This is a genomic window from Enterobacter sp. ECC-249 (assembly GCF_043965265.1).
Classification (GTDB): Bacteria; Pseudomonadota; Gammaproteobacteria; order Enterobacterales; family Enterobacteriaceae; genus Enterobacter; species Enterobacter quasiroggenkampii.
On the sequence record NZ_CP143660.1, the window covers coordinates 656634 to 671638 of the forward strand.

The 15005-nt window shown below is 53.9% G+C and carries 18 protein-coding genes; 6 read left to right on the forward strand and 12 right to left on the reverse strand.

Going from position 1 to position 15005, the window contains the following annotated elements; all coding sequences use genetic code 11:
- Nucleotide 1 precedes the first annotated feature (1 nt).
- Both V1587_RS03220 and V1587_RS03225 read right to left on the reverse strand, forming a co-directional pair.
- Nucleotides 2-619 (reverse strand): trimeric intracellular cation channel family protein, encoded by a 618-nt coding sequence (locus tag V1587_RS03220; RefSeq protein ID WP_023334014.1) that lies wholly within the window; start codon nt 617-619, stop codon nt 2-4.
- Between the two features lie 205 nt (nt 620-824).
- Nucleotides 825-1688: a YicC/YloC family endoribonuclease gene (locus V1587_RS03225; RefSeq protein ID WP_023309886.1), complete on the reverse strand. Its 864-nt coding sequence runs from the start codon at nt 1686-1688 to the stop codon at nt 825-827.
- 125 nt (nt 1689-1813) lie between these two features.
- On the opposite strand from V1587_RS03225, the gene rph reads away from it, so the two are divergent.
- Nucleotides 1814-2530 carry a ribonuclease PH gene (rph, locus tag V1587_RS03230; protein WP_010426431.1) on the forward strand — a complete coding sequence of 239 codons (717 nt, stop codon included), beginning with the start codon at nt 1814-1816 and terminating at the stop codon, nt 2528-2530.
- A gap of 66 nt (nt 2531-2596) precedes the next feature.
- Nucleotides 2597-3238: an orotate phosphoribosyltransferase gene (gene pyrE, locus V1587_RS03235; RefSeq protein WP_193805431.1), complete on the forward strand. Its 642-nt coding sequence runs from the start codon at nt 2597-2599 to the stop codon at nt 3236-3238.
- Between the two features lie 82 nt (nt 3239-3320).
- Here pyrE and slmA read toward each other — a convergent pair whose 3' ends face one another.
- From slmA to coaBC, 3 genes are all read right to left on the reverse strand, one after another.
- On the reverse strand, nt 3321-3917 hold the full coding sequence (slmA, locus tag V1587_RS03240; protein WP_008502690.1) for a nucleoid occlusion factor SlmA: 597 nt from the start codon (nt 3915-3917) through the stop codon (nt 3321-3323).
- A gap of 120 nt (nt 3918-4037) precedes the next feature.
- The gene (dut, locus tag V1587_RS03245; RefSeq protein ID WP_008502691.1) at nt 4038-4496 is read right to left on the reverse strand and encodes a dUTP diphosphatase; all 459 of its coding nucleotides are present in this window, start codon (nt 4494-4496) and stop codon (nt 4038-4040) included.
- Entirely contained in the window at nt 4474-5685 is a 1212-nt protein-coding gene (gene coaBC, locus V1587_RS03250) for a bifunctional phosphopantothenoylcysteine decarboxylase/phosphopantothenate--cysteine ligase CoaBC (RefSeq protein ID WP_371899151.1), read from the reverse strand. The genes dut and coaBC overlap by 23 nt, the downstream gene beginning before the upstream one ends.
- Nucleotides 5686-5857: 172 nt before the next feature.
- On the opposite strand from coaBC, the gene radC reads away from it, so the two are divergent.
- From radC to mutM, 4 genes are all read left to right on the forward strand, one after another.
- Nucleotides 5858-6526, forward strand: a complete 669-nt coding sequence (gene radC, locus V1587_RS03255; protein ID WP_023309889.1) for a DNA repair protein RadC — start codon at nt 5858-5860, stop codon at nt 6524-6526.
- 218 nt (nt 6527-6744) lie between these two features.
- A complete protein-coding gene (rpmB, locus tag V1587_RS03260; protein ID WP_002436699.1) occupies nt 6745-6981 on the forward strand; it encodes a 50S ribosomal protein L28 in 237 nt (78 codons plus the stop codon).
- A gap of 22 nt (nt 6982-7003) precedes the next feature.
- Nucleotides 7004-7171 carry a 50S ribosomal protein L33 gene (gene rpmG, locus V1587_RS03265; RefSeq protein WP_003024094.1) on the forward strand — a complete coding sequence of 56 codons (168 nt, stop codon included), beginning with the start codon at nt 7004-7006 and terminating at the stop codon, nt 7169-7171.
- Nucleotides 7172-7243: 72 nt separating this feature from the next.
- Complete coding sequence (mutM, locus tag V1587_RS03270; protein ID WP_023309890.1) at nt 7244-8053, forward strand: bifunctional DNA-formamidopyrimidine glycosylase/DNA-(apurinic or apyrimidinic site) lyase; 810 nt, start codon at nt 7244-7246, stop codon at nt 8051-8053.
- Between the two features lie 2 nt (nt 8054-8055).
- Here mutM and coaD read toward each other — a convergent pair whose 3' ends face one another.
- The 7 genes from coaD to rfaQ form a co-directional block, all read right to left on the reverse strand.
- Nucleotides 8056-8535: a pantetheine-phosphate adenylyltransferase gene (coaD, locus tag V1587_RS03275; RefSeq protein ID WP_371899092.1), complete on the reverse strand. Its 480-nt coding sequence runs from the start codon at nt 8533-8535 to the stop codon at nt 8056-8058.
- A 3-nt stretch (nt 8536-8538) separates the two neighbouring features.
- A complete protein-coding gene (locus tag V1587_RS03280; RefSeq protein ID WP_371899093.1) occupies nt 8539-9309 on the reverse strand; it encodes a glycosyltransferase family 2 protein in 771 nt (256 codons plus the stop codon).
- Nucleotides 9309-10583, reverse strand: a complete 1275-nt coding sequence (waaA, locus tag V1587_RS03285; RefSeq protein WP_029740803.1) for a lipid IV(A) 3-deoxy-D-manno-octulosonic acid transferase — start codon at nt 10581-10583, stop codon at nt 9309-9311. The genes V1587_RS03280 and waaA overlap by 1 nt, the downstream gene beginning before the upstream one ends.
- A 66-nt stretch (nt 10584-10649) precedes the next feature.
- Nucleotides 10650-11639: a glycosyltransferase gene (locus V1587_RS03290; protein WP_371899094.1), complete on the reverse strand. Its 990-nt coding sequence runs from the start codon at nt 11637-11639 to the stop codon at nt 10650-10652.
- An 11-nt stretch (nt 11640-11650) separates the two neighbouring features.
- Nucleotides 11651-12751, reverse strand: coding sequence for a glycosyltransferase (locus V1587_RS03295; protein WP_371899095.1), 1101 nt, complete (start codon nt 12749-12751; stop codon nt 11651-11653).
- A 2-nt stretch (nt 12752-12753) separates the two neighbouring features.
- Nucleotides 12754-13881, reverse strand: a complete 1128-nt coding sequence (locus tag V1587_RS03300) for a glycosyltransferase family 4 protein (protein ID WP_371899096.1) — start codon at nt 13879-13881, stop codon at nt 12754-12756.
- Nucleotides 13878-14948, reverse strand: a complete 1071-nt coding sequence (gene rfaQ, locus V1587_RS03305) for a putative lipopolysaccharide heptosyltransferase III (protein ID WP_371899097.1) — start codon at nt 14946-14948, stop codon at nt 13878-13880. Before rfaQ ends, V1587_RS03300 begins: the two co-directional genes overlap by 4 nt.
- Nucleotides 14949-15005: the final 57 nt, after the last annotated feature.

Genomic DNA, 15005 nt, shown 5'->3' on the forward strand with positions numbered 1-15005 from the left:
GCTAGTGGGCGCTGTGTTTGTAATGAAAAACGGGCAGCCCGAGCTTCAGACGCAGCGCCAGCATGCGGGCCGTAAAGCCAAACAGCAGCGTCGAGATGACCACCACGTCATGGTTAGAAACGTAATGCTGTAGGGCGATATAAAGCACCGCTGCCGCAAAGGAGATGCCGGCATACAGTTCTTTTTGAAAGACCAGGGGAATGCGCTTGCAGAACATATCGCGCAGCACACCGCCGAAAACGCCCGTGACCACGGCGGCAATGGTAGCGATAACCGGTCCTTCCCCCATATCGAGCGCGATTTGCGCACCGATGATCGAAAAGACAATCAGCCCCAGCGCATCAAGCACCAGGAACAGGCGGCGAAGATGGGGCATAACGGGCGCCACTATGGTGGTTAATACAGCGGCCGTCGCCACGATAATCACATACTCAGGGTGTTTAACCCAGCCGAGCGGGTAATGGCCAAGCAGAATATCGCGCACGGAACCGCCGCCCAGCGCGGTCGCGGTAGCAATAATGATTACGCCGAAGGTATCCATACGGCGACGTCCGGCGGCAAGCGCGCCGGTCATGGCTTCTGCGGTGATGCCAATGAGATAAAGGATGTGAAGCAGCATATACCCTCCGGTGTGAACGCGGAGGAGATTAGCGATTTGTGCGCAAGATCACGATTGAGATTTTCTAAGGCGAGTCATTTTGCCCTATAAAATCTTATTAATCTATCCTGAGCAGGCTTGATGATAGGCGGTAATGCGTAAAAAATGACGTTGATATGGATTAGAAATAATAATGGGTGGTGCGGTCGACACCACCCGAAAGGCATTACTCGATATTCTGAATCTGCTCGCGCATCTGCTCAATCAGCACTTTAAGCTCAATCGCTGAATTCGTCACTTCTGCATTGATCGACTTAGACGCCAGGGTGTTCGACTCGCGGTTAAACTCCTGCATCATAAAGTCCAGACGGCGGCCCACAGCTTCTTTCTTCTTCAGAATGTTGTAGGTTTCTTTAACGTGCGCTTCCAGACGGTCCAGCTCTTCAGCGACGTCGATACGCTGTGCCATCAGCACCAGCTCTTGTTCCAGACGGGTGTTTTCCAGCTGAACTTCCGCTTCTTCCAGTTTGGCGACAAGGCGCTCGCGCTGCCATTGCAGGACTTCCGGCATATGGGTGCGGACTTTGGCTACTTCGGTGCTCACGCCTTCAAGGCGCTGCTCAATCATCGCTTTCAGCGCCTGTCCTTCGGTTTCGCGGGCAACGATAAAGTCGTCCAGCGTTCCGTCGAGGGCTGCCAGGATTTCAGCGGCAATGGCATCCAGATCCTGCTCACCGGCCGCCATGACGCCAGGCCAGCGCAGAATATCAACCGGGTTGATTTCGCCTTCATCGCTCTGCATTTTGACCCAGTTCGCAGCATTCACGAGCTGTTTCGCCAGTTTTTCGTTGAGGATGAGTTCGCCCTGGGCGCTGGCATCAGGCTCAAAGCGCAGATTACATTCCACTTTCCCGCGCGTCAGTCGCGTACGGATGCGTTCACGTACGACAGGCTCAAGGCTGCGGAACTGCTCCGGCATACGGAAATACGTTTCCAGGTAACGCTGGTTTACCGAGCGCATTTCCCATGTGGCGCTACCCCAGCTACCCTTGATTTCACGCCGGGCGTAGGCGGTCATACTGCGGATCATAGACATTCCCGTTTTTAAAGGAGAGATGGGGGGATTATAGCTTTCGGGGGCTTCTCAGGATAGGAATAAGCGCCCTTTATCCGTATAATGCGCAGCCACATTCGTTTCAAGCCGGAGAATCCATCATGCGTCCATCAGGTCGTAGCGCCAATCAGGTGCGTCCCGTCACCCTGACCCGTAACTATACAAAACACGCTGAAGGCTCCGTGCTGGTTGAGTTTGGTGACACAAAGGTTCTGTGCACCGCGTCCATCGAAGAAGGCGTTCCGCGCTTCCTTAAAGGCCAGGGCCAGGGCTGGATCACCGCAGAGTACGGCATGCTGCCGCGTGCGACCCATACCCGTAATGCCCGTGAAGCGGCAAAGGGTAAGCAGGGCGGTCGTACCATGGAGATTCAGCGTCTGATCGCGCGTGCGCTGCGCGCCGCCGTTGATCTGAAAATCCTCGGCGAATTCACCATCACGCTGGACTGCGATGTGATTCAGGCAGACGGCGGTACGCGTACGGCCTCCATTACTGGCGCATGCGTGGCGCTGGCGGATGCTCTGAATAAGCTGGTTGCGGCCGGTAAGCTGAAAACCAACCCAATGAAAGGCATGGTCGCGGCGGTTTCCGTGGGTATCGTTAACGGTGAAGCGCTTTGCGATCTGGAATACGTTGAAGATTCCGCAGCCGAAACCGACATGAACGTGGTGATGACCGAAGACGGTCGCATCATTGAAGTACAGGGCACGGCGGAAGGCGAGCCGTTCACCCACGAAGAGCTTCTCTCCCTGCTGGCGTTGGCCCGAGGGGGAATCGAATCCATTGTAACGACGCAGAAAGCGGCGTTAGAAAATTGATTTTAAAGGCGACCAATGAGTCGCCTTTTTTTTGCCTGTAAGACAGAAAACCAAAGGAGCAAATCCATGAAATCGTATCAGCGCCAGTTTATTGAGTTTGCGCTTAACAAGCAGGTACTTAAGTTTGGCGAATTTACGCTGAAATCCGGGCGTAAGAGTCCCTATTTCTTCAACGCCGGGCTGTTTAATACCGGGCGCGATCTGGCATTGTTAGGCCGTTTCTATGCCGAAGCGCTGGTAGATTCAGGGATTGATTTTGACCTGCTGTTTGGCCCGGCCTATAAAGGCATTCCAATTGCGACCACCACCGCGGTGGCGCTGGCGGAACACCATGACCGCGACGTGCCGTACTGCTTTAACCGCAAAGAGGCCAAAACCCACGGTGAAGGCGGGAATCTGGTCGGCAGCGCGCTGCAGGGCCGCGTCATGCTGGTCGATGACGTGATCACCGCGGGCACGGCGATCCGCGAATCGATGGAGATTATTCAGGCCAACGGTGCGACGCTTGCTGGCGTGCTGATTTCTCTGGATCGACAGGAGCGTGGTCGTGGTGAAATTTCCGCTATTCAGGAAGTTGAGCGCGATTACAGCTGTAAAGTTACGTCGATTATCACCCTGAAAGAGCTGATTGCGTATCTGGAAGAGAAGCCTGAGATGGCGGACCATCTTGCAGCGGTACGTGCGTACCGGGAAGAGTTCGGGGTGTAATTAAATTGCCCGGTGGTGCTACGCTTACCGGGCCTACCCGTTCGTAGGCCGGTTAAGGCGAAGCCGCCATCCGGCGTTGGCGTTACTGTAATTGTGCCGCCACTAACGGCCAGCGGGCGTCAAAATCGTCCGTTGGACGGTATTTGAATTCGCTACGCACAAAGCGGGAGAGCATCCCTTCACAAAACGCCAGAATCTGGCTAGCCAGCAGCGTTTCATCAATGCTGTATCCTTCGCCTTCACGCATTTTCTTCTCGCGCAGTACCTGGCGCAGCTGCGCTTCAATGCGTTCGAAAAGCTGGTTAATGCGGCCCTGCAGTCTGTCCTGCTCAAACATCAGCGCGTGGCCGGTGAGGATACGGGTTAAGCCCGGATTCCGTTCACCGAAGCCCAGAATTAACAGCACAATCAGACGCAGACGCGCGGTGGTGTCTTTTTCGTCTTTCAGAATCAGGTTGATGCGCGTGATCAGGCTGTCTTCAATAAACTCGATCAGGCTATCGAACATCCGGGTCTTGCTCGGAAAATGACGGTAAAGCGCCGCCTCAGACACGCCTACGGAGGCGGCCAGTTTAGCGGTGGTGATGCGTTGACTGCCATCGCTGGATTCAAGCATCAGAGCCAGAGATTGAAGTATTTCTTCGCGACGATTCCTTTTCGCGGTTTGTTTTTCTGCCATGTTACAAAATACCCCTGAAAATAAGCACTTGCCAGGCTGGCATCCACACAGCGACCGCAAACTGACGTTTGCGGTTTGTTATTGCATTATGACGCTGTGAGATACGTGTCTTTCGGGCCGTTATTTACGCCCGGAATGGCCGAAGCCGCCTTCGCCACGGTCGGTGGCGTCAAAGTCTGCCACCAGGTTAAATTCTGCCTGTACCACCGGTACAAAGACCATCTGTGCGATACGCTCGCCCGGTTCAATGGTGAAGCTGTCCTGACCACGGTTCCAGACGGAGACCATCAGCTGGCCCTGGTAGTCGGAGTCGATCAGGCCCACCAGATTACCCAGCACAACGCCGTGCTTATGGCCCAGACCAGAACGCGGCAGGATCACCGCTGCCAGAGACGGGTCAGCAATGTGAATCGCCAGGCCCGTTGGAACCAGGGTAGTGGCACCCGGAGCCAGTTCTACGGCGTCATCGAGACAGGCGCGCAGGTCAAGACCGGCAGAGCCGGAGGTGGCATAGGTTGGCAGCGGGAATTGCTCGCCAACACGCGGGTCCAGAATCTTAACGTCGATTTTTTTCATCATAACGGGTAACGATCTCGTCCAGTAATTGTTGGCCCAGGAGTTCCTTGCGCTCAAGCGGTAAGACTTTATCTCCATCCTGCCAGAAAAGGTGCAGTGCATTGCTGTCGCTGTTAAATCCTTGTGTGGCCAGCGATACGTCGTTCGCGCAAATCAAATCGAGGTTTTTGCGGGTACGTTTTTGCCGGGCATATTCTTCCACATTATTCGTTTCTGCGGCAAACCCAACAACGTATGGACGATGGCTTTTTAGTGCGGCGACTCCGGCAACAATGTCCGGGTTTTTAACCATTTTTAATGTTAATTCATCGCCTTGCTTTTTAATTTTAGCCTCGGCGATCGTCTCGGCACGATAGTCTGCAACGGCCGCACAGCCGATAAAAATCTGCTGGCTTTGCGCATGTGCCTGCACGGCGGCTTCCATCTCCAGAGCAGTGGTCACGTCAATTCGCTTCACAAACGCAGGGGTAGGCAGCGATACCGGGCCGCTCACCAGCGTGACGTTCGCGCCACGCCTTGCGGCGGCGGCGGCAATCGCAAAGCCCATTTTGCCGGAGCTGTGGTTAGTGATGTAGCGCACCGGATCCAGCGGCTCGCGCGTGGGACCCGCGGTAATCATGATGTTGAGATGTTGCAGATCGTTGACAGGCGAAAAATGGGCTGCGGCCATATCAACAATCGTCAGCGGATCAAGCATGCGACCCGGGCCAACGTCGCCGCAGGCCTGGCTGCCGCTGTCCGGACCCCAGATAAGCAGGCCGCGTGAGGCCAGCGTCTCCAGATTGTGCTGGGTGGCCGCATTACGGTACATCTGCTGGTTCATGGCAGGAACGACGGCAACAGGCGCAGGCGTGGCCAGACAAATGGTAGAGACCAGATCGTTTGCCATACCGGCCGCCACCCGAGCGATTAAATCAGCCGTGGCGGGGGCGAGGATAACGAGGTCTGCCCATTTACCCAGCTCAATATGGCCCATCGCGGCTTCGGCGGCCGGATCGAGCAGGCTGTCAGATACCGGGTATCCTGAAACGGCCTGCAGGCTCAGGGGAGTGATAAAGGCTTTACCGCCTTCGGTTATCGCGACCCGCACTTCAGCCCCGCGCTCGCGCAGACGACGCACCAGCTCCGGCGCTTTATAAGCAGCAATGCCGCCGCTCACGCCAAGAACGATTTTTTTACCGGCCAGGCTCATCATGATTCTTTCCTGTTGGGTTTCACCAGAGAGCGGGCATTTTATCACAATCCCCAAATCGGGGTGATTTTGTCCTTCGACCAGTTTGCGAGGCGCTACGCAAGAACGCAATCTGGCCGTCGAGCGACGGATTGGCCTGTGGCAGCATGAGGATAAAAAAGGGAGAAAGAGCATGGAAGAAGAGGATGAGGAGCTGCTGCCGCGCGAAAAACTGCTGCGCTATGGCGTCACTCTGTTAAAAGACGATGAACTATTGGCGCTCTTTTTACGTACCGGAACGCCAGGAAAAACGGTATTTACGCTGGCAAAAGAGCTGATAGCACATTTCGGTTCGCTTTACGGTTTACTGACTGCCGATCTGGCTCAGTTTAAGCACGTTGAGGGGATCGGTGTGGCGAAATATGCCCAGCTGAGGGGCATTGCTGAACTTGCCCGCCGTTTTTACAATGTCCGTATGGAGAAGGAAGATCCGATCCTGACACCAGAAATGACGCGTGAATTCCTGCAAAGTCAGTTAACCGATATTGAACGCGAGATCTTTATGGTGATCTTTGTCGATAACAGAAATCGAGTGCTTAAACATAGCTGTCTCTTTGCGGGCACATTGAGCCACGTTGAGGTGCATCCGCGTGAAATTGTGCGGGAAGCGATAAAAGTGAATGCAGCGGGCGTGATCCTCGCGCATAATCACCCCTCTGGCTGTGCAGAACCGAGCAGAGCTGACAAAGAAATCACCGAACGCATTATCAAATGCTGTCAATTCATGGACATTCGTGTGCTGGACCATCTGATAATTGGCCGCGGTGAGTACATTTCTTTCGCAGAACATGGCTGGATTTAGGCTATTTCTCGCGATCCATCGGGATCTTTGTCTGTTCGGGACTTGAGCACACCGCCGAGTCAGCGTATACTACGCCACCTTTGAGAATCTCGGGTTTGGCATTTGGGCCTGGCAATCGAGAGTTCACTTAGAACTATGCGATGACCGGGCTGTAAAGCCTGACGAGGCGCCGATACCCCATACGAAGCTCGAGCTAATTTGATTTTTGGAGAATAGACATGTCCCGAGTCTGCCAAGTTACTGGCAAGCGTCCGGTGACCGGTAACAACCGTTCCCACGCACTGAACGCGACTAAACGCCGTTTCCTGCCGAACCTGCACTCTCACCGTTTCTGGGTTGAGAGCGAGAAGCGTTTTGTCACCCTGCGCGTATCTGCTAAAGGTATGCGTGTAATCGATAAGAAAGGCATCGATACAGTTCTGTCCGAACTGCGTGCCCGTGGCGAAAAGTACTAAGTACTTAAAGAGGAAATAAATCATGGCTAAAGGTATTCGCGAGAAAATCAAGCTGGTTTCTTCTGCTGGTACAGGTCACTTCTACACCACCACGAAGAACAAACGTACTAAGCCGGAAAAACTGGAACTGAAAAAGTTCGATCCAGTTGTACGCCAGCACGTACTGTACAAAGAAGCTAAAATCAAATAATTTTAGCCTCCTTGTATCGAAAAACCCCGCAACTGCGGGGTTTTTTGCATTCTGTATCTCAACGGAGGAACTATGCCTGAATTACCTGAGGTAGAAACCAGCCGTCGCGGCATTGAGCCCCATCTGGTCGGCGCAACAATTCTTCACGCGGTGGTCCGCAATGGACGTCTGCGCTGGCCGGTGTCCGATGAGATCCACGCGTTAAGCGATAAACCCGTCCTTAGCGTACAGCGTCGCGCGAAATACCTGCTGCTGGAGCTGCCCGACGGCTGGATTATTATCCACCTGGGGATGTCCGGGAGCCTGCGCATTCTTACCGAAGAACTGCCTGCGGAAAAGCACGACCACGTCGATCTGGTGATGAGCAACGGCAAAGTGCTCCGTTACACCGACCCACGGCGCTTTGGCGCGTGGCTGTGGACGAAGGAGCTGGAAGGACATAACGTGCTGGCGCATCTGGGGCCAGAGCCGCTCTCGGACGCGTTTAACGCGGAATACCTCAAGGCGAAGTGTGCGAAGAAGAAAAGCCCAATTAAGCCCTGGCTGATGGATAACAAGCTGGTGGTCGGCGTGGGGAATATCTATGCCAGCGAATCGCTGTTTGCGGCCGGGATCCATCCCGATCGGCTGGCCTCTTCGCTGTCGGCGCAGGAGTGTGAGCTGCTGGTCCGGGTGATTAAAGCCGTATTACTTCGCTCGATTGAACAGGGCGGGACAACGTTGAAGGACTTCCTGCAAAGTGACGGCAAGCCGGGCTATTTTGCTCAGGAGCTGCAGGTATATGGCCGTAAAGGCGAACCGTGCAGAGTCTGCGGCACGCCAGTGATTGCCACGAAGCACGCCCAGCGCGCCACGTTTTACTGCCGTCAGTGCCAGAAATAAGGTTACTTTAGCTTTTCCATCAATGCCTGGTGGGCGTTAACCGGCAGGAAATGGGTAACGTCCCCGTGATGACGCGCCACCTCTTTTACCAGCGTGGACGAGATAAACGACCACTCTTTGGAGGGCATCAGGAACACGCTCTCCAGCTCCGGCATCAGGTGACGGTTCATGTGTGCCAGCTGCATCTCATACTCGAAGTCTGCCACCGCGCGTAAACCACGGATCAGAATGTTTGCCTGCTGAGCGCGGGCGAAGTTAGCCATCAGGTCGCTAAACCCGACCACCTCAACATTCGGCAGGTGCGAAATGGCATCGGTGGCGAGCTGTACGCGCTCGTTGAGATCAAACATCGGCTTTTTGCTGGGGCTGGCGGCAATGGCCAGGATCACCTTGTCGAACATGCACGCCGCACGGGTGATGATATCAAGATGACCGTTGGTGATCGGATCGAAGGTACCCGGATAAATCGCTTTTGTGCTCATGGCTCACGTTTTCTCTGAGTAGCCGCGGCAGAGCGCCCACAGCTCGGTGTATTTGTTGAAAGTATACTGGGCATTCACTACCGCGAGTAACCAGCCCTGCTTGCCGTCCAGGACGCCACCACGCAGCAGCAGCGTTTTCAGGAACGCGCCCAGCGTGTGGGTGAAGATACCCGTCAGCGAGGCCTTCTTGCCGCGCTGGTGACGCTCCTGCGCCCATGCGGTTGCATAGTTGAGCTGTTTACGCTGAAAGCTTGCGAAATCACGGCAGGTCAGGTGCAGCAAATCGCCCGTCAGGGGAATCACCTGGGCGCTATCGCAGTTCAGGGATTCATGCACCAGATTGTCGTTGTACTGATACTGCTCGCGCTCGTAGAGGCGCATCACGCGGTCAGGATACCAGCCGCTGTGGCGCATAAAACGGCCAAGGAAGTAATTGCGGCGGGCAATGCTGTATACGGCACCAGGCTGGGGCGAAGAAAGCACCGCCTGAATGGCCTGCTGAAGCTCCGGTGTAATGCGCTCGTCGGTGTCGAGCATCAGGACATAATCACCTGTGGCATACCCCTGCGCGCGCTGGCGTTGAATACCATAGCCTTGCCAGTCAGCGTCGATAAAGACTTTTGCGCCCGCTGCCCGGGCAACGTCCACCGTGTGGTCCGTACTTCCGGAGTCAAGAATGACTATCTCGTCAGCCCAGGCAACCGACGCCAGGCAATCCGGAAGCAGATCGGCGGCGTTTTTGGCGATCATTACGACCGACAGACGCGTTGACATCAGTGACTCCGCTGAGGCAGATAAGGTTGCAGAAGCTGCAGCAGTCGGGTCAGTGCGCCCTGGTTCTGGTGCAGCACTTCGACGGCATGACGTCCGTACCACAGGCGATAATCTTCGTCAGTCAGAAGGGTCGATACCTCTTTAACCACCGAATCCGCATCGGTCACGGTAATTAAACCATCGGCCTGCTGTAATTTTGCGCAGATATCTTTGAAGTTAAACGTGTGCGGCCCCATCAGCACCGGAATGGCGTGGGCTGCCGGCTCCAGCGGGTTATGACCGCCGCGCTCGACCAGGCTGCCGCCGACAAACGCGAGGTCAGCAATGCCGTACAGCAGCATCAGCTCGCCCATCGTATCGCCAATCACCACCTGGGTGCTGCCGGAAGGGATTTCACCGCTGCTGCGCAGCGTGAAGCTGAAGCCGCCTTTCTGGACCATTTCACGGGCATCTTTAAAACGCTCCGGATGGCGAGGCACGAGGATCAGCAGTAAATCAGGGAATTTTTCCAGCAGCTTGCGGTGAGCCTGCAGGATGATCTCTTCTTCGCCATCATGAGTACTGGTTGCAATCCAGACCTGACGACGTGGGGCCCACTGGCGACGCAGAGTGATCGCTCGAGCGGCGAGTTCAGGGGTAACGGAAATATCAAATTTCAGGCTGCCCGTTACCGCAAGCTGGTTGCGTTTGAGGCCCAGAGAGATAAAGCGTGCTGCATCTTCTTCATTCTGCGCGGCAATCAGCGTGATCTTGCTGAGCAGGCGGCGCATAAATTTACCCAGCTTGCCGTAACCTTTCGCCGAACGCTCTGACAGGCGGGCATTAGCAATTACCAGCGGGATTTTACGGGCATGCAGAGCGGAAATCATGTTCGGCCACAGTTCGGTTTCCATCACGATCACCAGCTTCGGACGCACGGTGTTGAGGAAACGATTCATAGCGCAGGGCAGGTCATAAGGCAGATAGACGTGCTGCACGTCTTTACCGAAAGCGGATAACGCGCGCTCAGAGCCGGTCGGCGTCATCGTCGTGACGGTGATTGGCAGCGAAGGGTAGCGGTGACGCAGGGCGCGAACCAGCGGAATCGCCGCCAGCGTTTCACCGACAGAAACGGAATGCAGCAAAATACCGTCCGGTACGACTTTATTGCGGCAGAAGCCATAGCGTTCAGCCCAGCGTTTACGATACGCAGGCGCTTTCCGGCTACGAAGCAACAGTCTCAGCCACACCAGTGGCTGAATGATGTAGAGCAGAGCGGTATACAACAATTCCAAGCGATTATCCGTTTTTTTAGTTTCGGCGGGCAAATTCTAAGCATTTAGGCCAGGTAAAGCTATCTCTTATGCCAGATACCGTTTCAAACGGAAATAACGTCGACCCAGCCGCCAGCGCAGACGCGGACTTTTTGCACTTTTCCAGATGAGTTTCCAGATGCCTGTTTCGAAGAACTCTTTAATAATCATTGATTTCTTCTTCTCATCCTTCATGTTGTCGAAGGTGTGAATAATTCCCAGCCCCTCTTTGGCAATTTGCCAGTGGCAGGCAGGGATCCCTTTTACTTTATCCGGATAGCGCTGATTGATCGCATCGAGCATCTGCAGGATTTTCATGTAGTGACGCGCGGAACGAATCAGCGTGTCGTCATTGTCCGGCATATGGGACACCGACGCAGAGTGAATGTAGTAGTCGTAATAACGTTCACTGGTGTACTGAACCCGCTCTGCCGCGAGCAGCACTTCGGTGGTCCACGGAATATCCTGATGGCGTAGGCCGGGTTCGAAATGGAAACCGTGTTTACGGATAAAGTCGTGGCGATAGATGTTCAGCCAGGTGACGTGAAGGAATTTACGAGAATCCAGCGCCATTTTTAACCACGCAGGGCCAGCCATGACCCCTGTCGAAGCCAGTTTGTCTTCAGGGAAGATCGGGCGCGAAGGTTTCTTGTTATTCTCCCAGACGTAGTTTCCGTTGCAGGTGGCAACGTCCAGATCCTGCGTGACGGCCATATCCAGCAGGCGCTGGTACATGCCCGGTTTAAAGACATCATCAATATCCGGGAAAGAGAGATATTGACCCGTCGCAACGGCCAGACCGGTGTTACGCGCGATGGATACGCCCTGGTTTTGCTGTTCTATAACCTGCATCTGCGGCAGTTTTTCTCGCCAGTTTTCGACGATTTCCATCGAGCGGTCAGTAGAGCCGTCATTGACAATAATGACTTCCATGCTGTCGATGCGTTGATTCACAAGGCAGGTAAAGAACTGATCCAGGAAAACTTCACCGTTGTAAACGGCAACCACCACGCTTAACAATGGGGCTGAATTTTGCATAAGAAACCTGATTATTTTTGATTATCGACCAGAGCAATATATTGCTGGCAAATGGCATTGATACCGAACGGCGCGATGGTGGCTTCGCCAACGACCGGCGGGGCGGTATAAATATCCGCCAGCGTTTTTGCCAGTGACTCGTCATTTAACTCTGCCAGCCCGCGCGCCAAGGCTCCGGTAAGGATTTCGGCGGGACCACCTGGGCAATTTGTACTGACCGGTGGCGTCTGGCAGATAAGTGCTTCAACCAGCACATTACCAAAACCTTCGCAGTCAGAACTTAACACTAAAAGGCGTGCCCCTTTAATCCAGGGATAGGGGTTGGAATCGAACGAGCGGAAAACCGTTTTGTTTTCAATACCCAACTCGGCAGCAAGCTGCTTGAGTTTTTGAATTTGAGCTTCAGATCCATTGCCCATCATGACCAGCGTTGTGTCAATTTTACTCAGAGCGAACGCACGTAAAAGACGATCATGGCGTTTGTGCTCATGAAAGCGGCCAACATGAATGATGTAATCCTTTCCCTGCATCTCGAAGGGCGCATCCGCCAGACGCTGTATTTCAGGAATATCGAAAGGATTATGGATAACCGCTTTGCGTCGAAGATTGAGCGCCAGCGTCTCGGAAAGATCTTTCAACACGGCGTCTGAGACGGCAACAACGTTGCGGTTTTCGTAGGTATGACGAATTTTAAGATGTTTAAACCAGCGCGAAAGACCGCTGCGATGACGAAGATAGGAAAACGAGAACATGCCGTGCACGCAGAACCAGACTTTGTCAGGTTCCAGCGCGCGGCAGTGCGCCACAATGCGGTCTGTTTTGTGCAGGTGAGAGAACACCACATCAAATTTGCCGCTGCGCTCAGCGCGCTCAATCGCGTGATCCAGCAGGTGGGCGCGGCGTGGGATTTCCGTCAGCTTTCGCCACGGTTTTTTACATGTGTCCTGAACAACCTGATAATCGATGCCTTCCGGGATGGCGTAGTCGCACACTTTCCGCAGAGAGAATAGAGAGACCTGATGCCCCATTTCTATTAATCCGCGGGAGAGTGTGAGAACCGTTTTTTCGGCTCCTCCACCGGGTAAACCATCAATAATCATTAGGATGCGCATTTTTAATCCAGTAATTTTTGATAAAGCGTAATAAGCTGACTTGATAGTTTTTCGGGAGTGGCGTCTTTTACACGTTCACGTGCTGCTCGTCCCATATTGTTATTTTTTTCCAGCGAAGGGATGGCGGCTACCGCTTCCTTCAATGTACTGATATCAAGTGCGTCACAATAAAATCCGCTCTGGCCTTGTTGAATAAACTCTGCACCACCGCAACTCTCTGAAGTAATGACGGGCAAGCCGCAGGCCATCGCTTCAAGAATGACGTTAGGAAAGGGATCATACAGCGTTGGCAACAGTAAACCATCGGATAGCTGATAAAAAGGCAGAGTTTCTTTTTGCATCCCCAGAAAACGGATTTGCCCCTCACAGCCTAACGAACGGGCGAGGTCGCGATAACGACCTTCTGCTTTATCTTGCCCAACCACAATCAGCCAGGCTGATGTTCCAGCAATAGCGCGTATGGCGCTGGCTAATCCTTTTCGTTCAAACCCTGAGCCTACGAAACAGAACACAACGGCATCGGCTGGCAAACCAAATTGTTGGCGCAGCATCGCACGCTGTACATCCTGGGCTGGAACGAAACGGCTGGAATCAATAGAATTATAAATCACATGAATTTTATTTGCGTCAATATCAAAGTCTTCAACGATTTCGCGTTTGATCATCTCCGCATTGCAGATTACGGCTTTTAACTCAGGCGCCTGATACATTTCCCGTTCCGCACGCATCACGTAGCGGTGATAGCGGTCATACATCAGCATTTGCGCACGCCAGGCAGGTAAAATGCGCGCGCGCTGAAGCAGCCAGCGACGATGCACCCCATCACCCGCGCGATAGATATCACAACCCGGGATGCGCTCATGGCTTTGAACAATATCAAACTGCTGTTGCTGCCACAGCGCGCGAGCGGCCTGTGCAAATCCGCGCTCTCGACTGATGCGGCCCCATTTTTGAGGATTGCAAATGTGGATATGCCAGTCGTCTTGCTTCTCTCCCTGCCACTCACGCGTGATGACGTTGAGTTCAAGGTTCTGATTGCTCAGCGCGGTGAGAGCACGCGAAACGAAGCGTTCCGCTCCGCCATCAGGGCGATACTTTTGGCGAACAATGGCCAGACGATGGTGTTTCATGACAGATATCTCCTTGCGGCGGAGACGACAGCATCAACGGGAATGGCGTCGAGATAGCGTTCTTTCGTTTTGGTATCAATGGCATCCGGATCGGGCAACGGGCCGTAATCGCCGGCCCAGATCACTTCCCCTTTAACCTGCCACGGTGACCAGAAGGTCAGTTTTGATGGACCAAACAATGCCACGCAGGGCGTTTGCAGCGCGGCGGCCATATGCATTGGAACGGAGTCAACGCCAATAAAAAGACGCGTATGATCGATAAGCGATGCCAGTTGACGCAGCGTCAACTGGCCTGCCAGCGAAACGACGCCGGTTTTCGGTGCGGCAGCGAGAATGCGATCGATCATCGCCAGCTCTTTTTTATCCGGCCCCGCGGTGAGCACAACCGTATGACCATCCTGCTGCAGCGCAGTAATGGTTTGCGCCATTTTGTCTTCGCTCCAGCATTTAAAGAACCAGCGGGACGTCGGCTGGATCACGATGTAGCTGTCGCCCACACCTGCCTGAGCCAGTCTATAACGCGCATAATCCCAGTCTTCTGCGGTGTAAGCCATGGTGACGGCAGGCTGCGGCACGACCGGTAATGGTGCCAAAATAGAGAGATTCTGTTCGACCGTATGCAGGGATTTGTGGCCGTCGACAGAGACCAGATCGGTGTGACAAAAACGCCAGAATGCACTGTTGCGTTTGTTAAACGCGAATCCGAGGCGAACGGGGGCACCGGTGAAGCGGGTGACGATCGCGCTACGCCATTGATCGGCAAGATTAATCACCAGATGATAATGCTGATTTCTTAACGCACACAGCAACTGCCACTCTTTTTGAAGATGCTTCAACGTGCCCAACTGCTTCCATTTGCGATCGATTCCATAAATTGTACCGATCGCCGGATGCGCGGCGAGCATATCGCGCGTTTCTTCGTACAGCAGGACATCAATCTGCGCCTGCGGCCATTTTTGACGTAACGAATTAATGACGGGAGTGGTCAGCAACATGTCGCCATGATGGCGGAGTTTGATAAGTAAAATGCGCAAATCAGGTGTGTCAGGTAAGTTATTCATCATCATCTTATCGGCGTTGTACTAAGGGCAATTCTAATAGACCTGATAGCGACTTGCACTCTT

Coding starts and splice junctions, on each gene's coding strand:
- V1587_RS03220 (WP_023334014.1), bottom strand. CDS start 619: ATGCTGCTTCACATCCTTTATCTCATTGGCATCACCGCAGAAGCCATG.
- V1587_RS03225 (WP_023309886.1), bottom strand. CDS start 1,688: ATGATCCGCAGTATGACCGCCTACGCCCGGCGTGAAATCAAGGGTAGC.
- rph (WP_010426431.1), top strand. CDS start 1,814: ATGCGTCCATCAGGTCGTAGCGCCAATCAGGTGCGTCCCGTCACCCTG.
- pyrE (WP_193805431.1), top strand. CDS start 2,597: ATGAAATCGTATCAGCGCCAGTTTATTGAGTTTGCGCTTAACAAGCAG.
- slmA (WP_008502690.1), bottom strand. CDS start 3,917: ATGGCAGAAAAACAAACCGCGAAAAGGAATCGTCGCGAAGAAATACTT.
- dut (WP_008502691.1), bottom strand. CDS start 4,496: ATGATGAAAAAAATCGACGTTAAGATTCTGGACCCGCGTGTTGGCGAG.
- coaBC (WP_371899151.1), bottom strand. CDS start 5,685: ATGAGCCTGGCCGGTAAAAAAATCGTTCTTGGCGTGAGCGGCGGCATT.
- radC (WP_023309889.1), top strand. CDS start 5,858: ATGGAAGAAGAGGATGAGGAGCTGCTGCCGCGCGAAAAACTGCTGCGC.
- rpmB (WP_002436699.1), top strand. CDS start 6,745: ATGTCCCGAGTCTGCCAAGTTACTGGCAAGCGTCCGGTGACCGGTAAC.
- rpmG (WP_003024094.1), top strand. CDS start 7,004: ATGGCTAAAGGTATTCGCGAGAAAATCAAGCTGGTTTCTTCTGCTGGT.
- mutM (WP_023309890.1), top strand. CDS start 7,244: ATGCCTGAATTACCTGAGGTAGAAACCAGCCGTCGCGGCATTGAGCCC.
- coaD (WP_371899092.1), bottom strand. CDS start 8,535: ATGAGCACAAAAGCGATTTATCCGGGTACCTTCGATCCGATCACCAAC.
- V1587_RS03280 (WP_371899093.1), bottom strand. CDS start 9,309: ATGTCAACGCGTCTGTCGGTCGTAATGATCGCCAAAAACGCCGCCGAT.
- V1587_RS03290 (WP_371899094.1), bottom strand. CDS start 11,639: ATGCAAAATTCAGCCCCATTGTTAAGCGTGGTGGTTGCCGTTTACAAC.
- V1587_RS03295 (WP_371899095.1), bottom strand. CDS start 12,751: ATGCGCATCCTAATGATTATTGATGGTTTACCCGGTGGAGGAGCCGAA.
- V1587_RS03300 (WP_371899096.1), bottom strand. CDS start 13,881: ATGAAACACCATCGTCTGGCCATTGTTCGCCAAAAGTATCGCCCTGAT.
- rfaQ (WP_371899097.1), bottom strand. CDS start 14,948: ATGATGATGAATAACTTACCTGACACACCTGATTTGCGCATTTTACTT.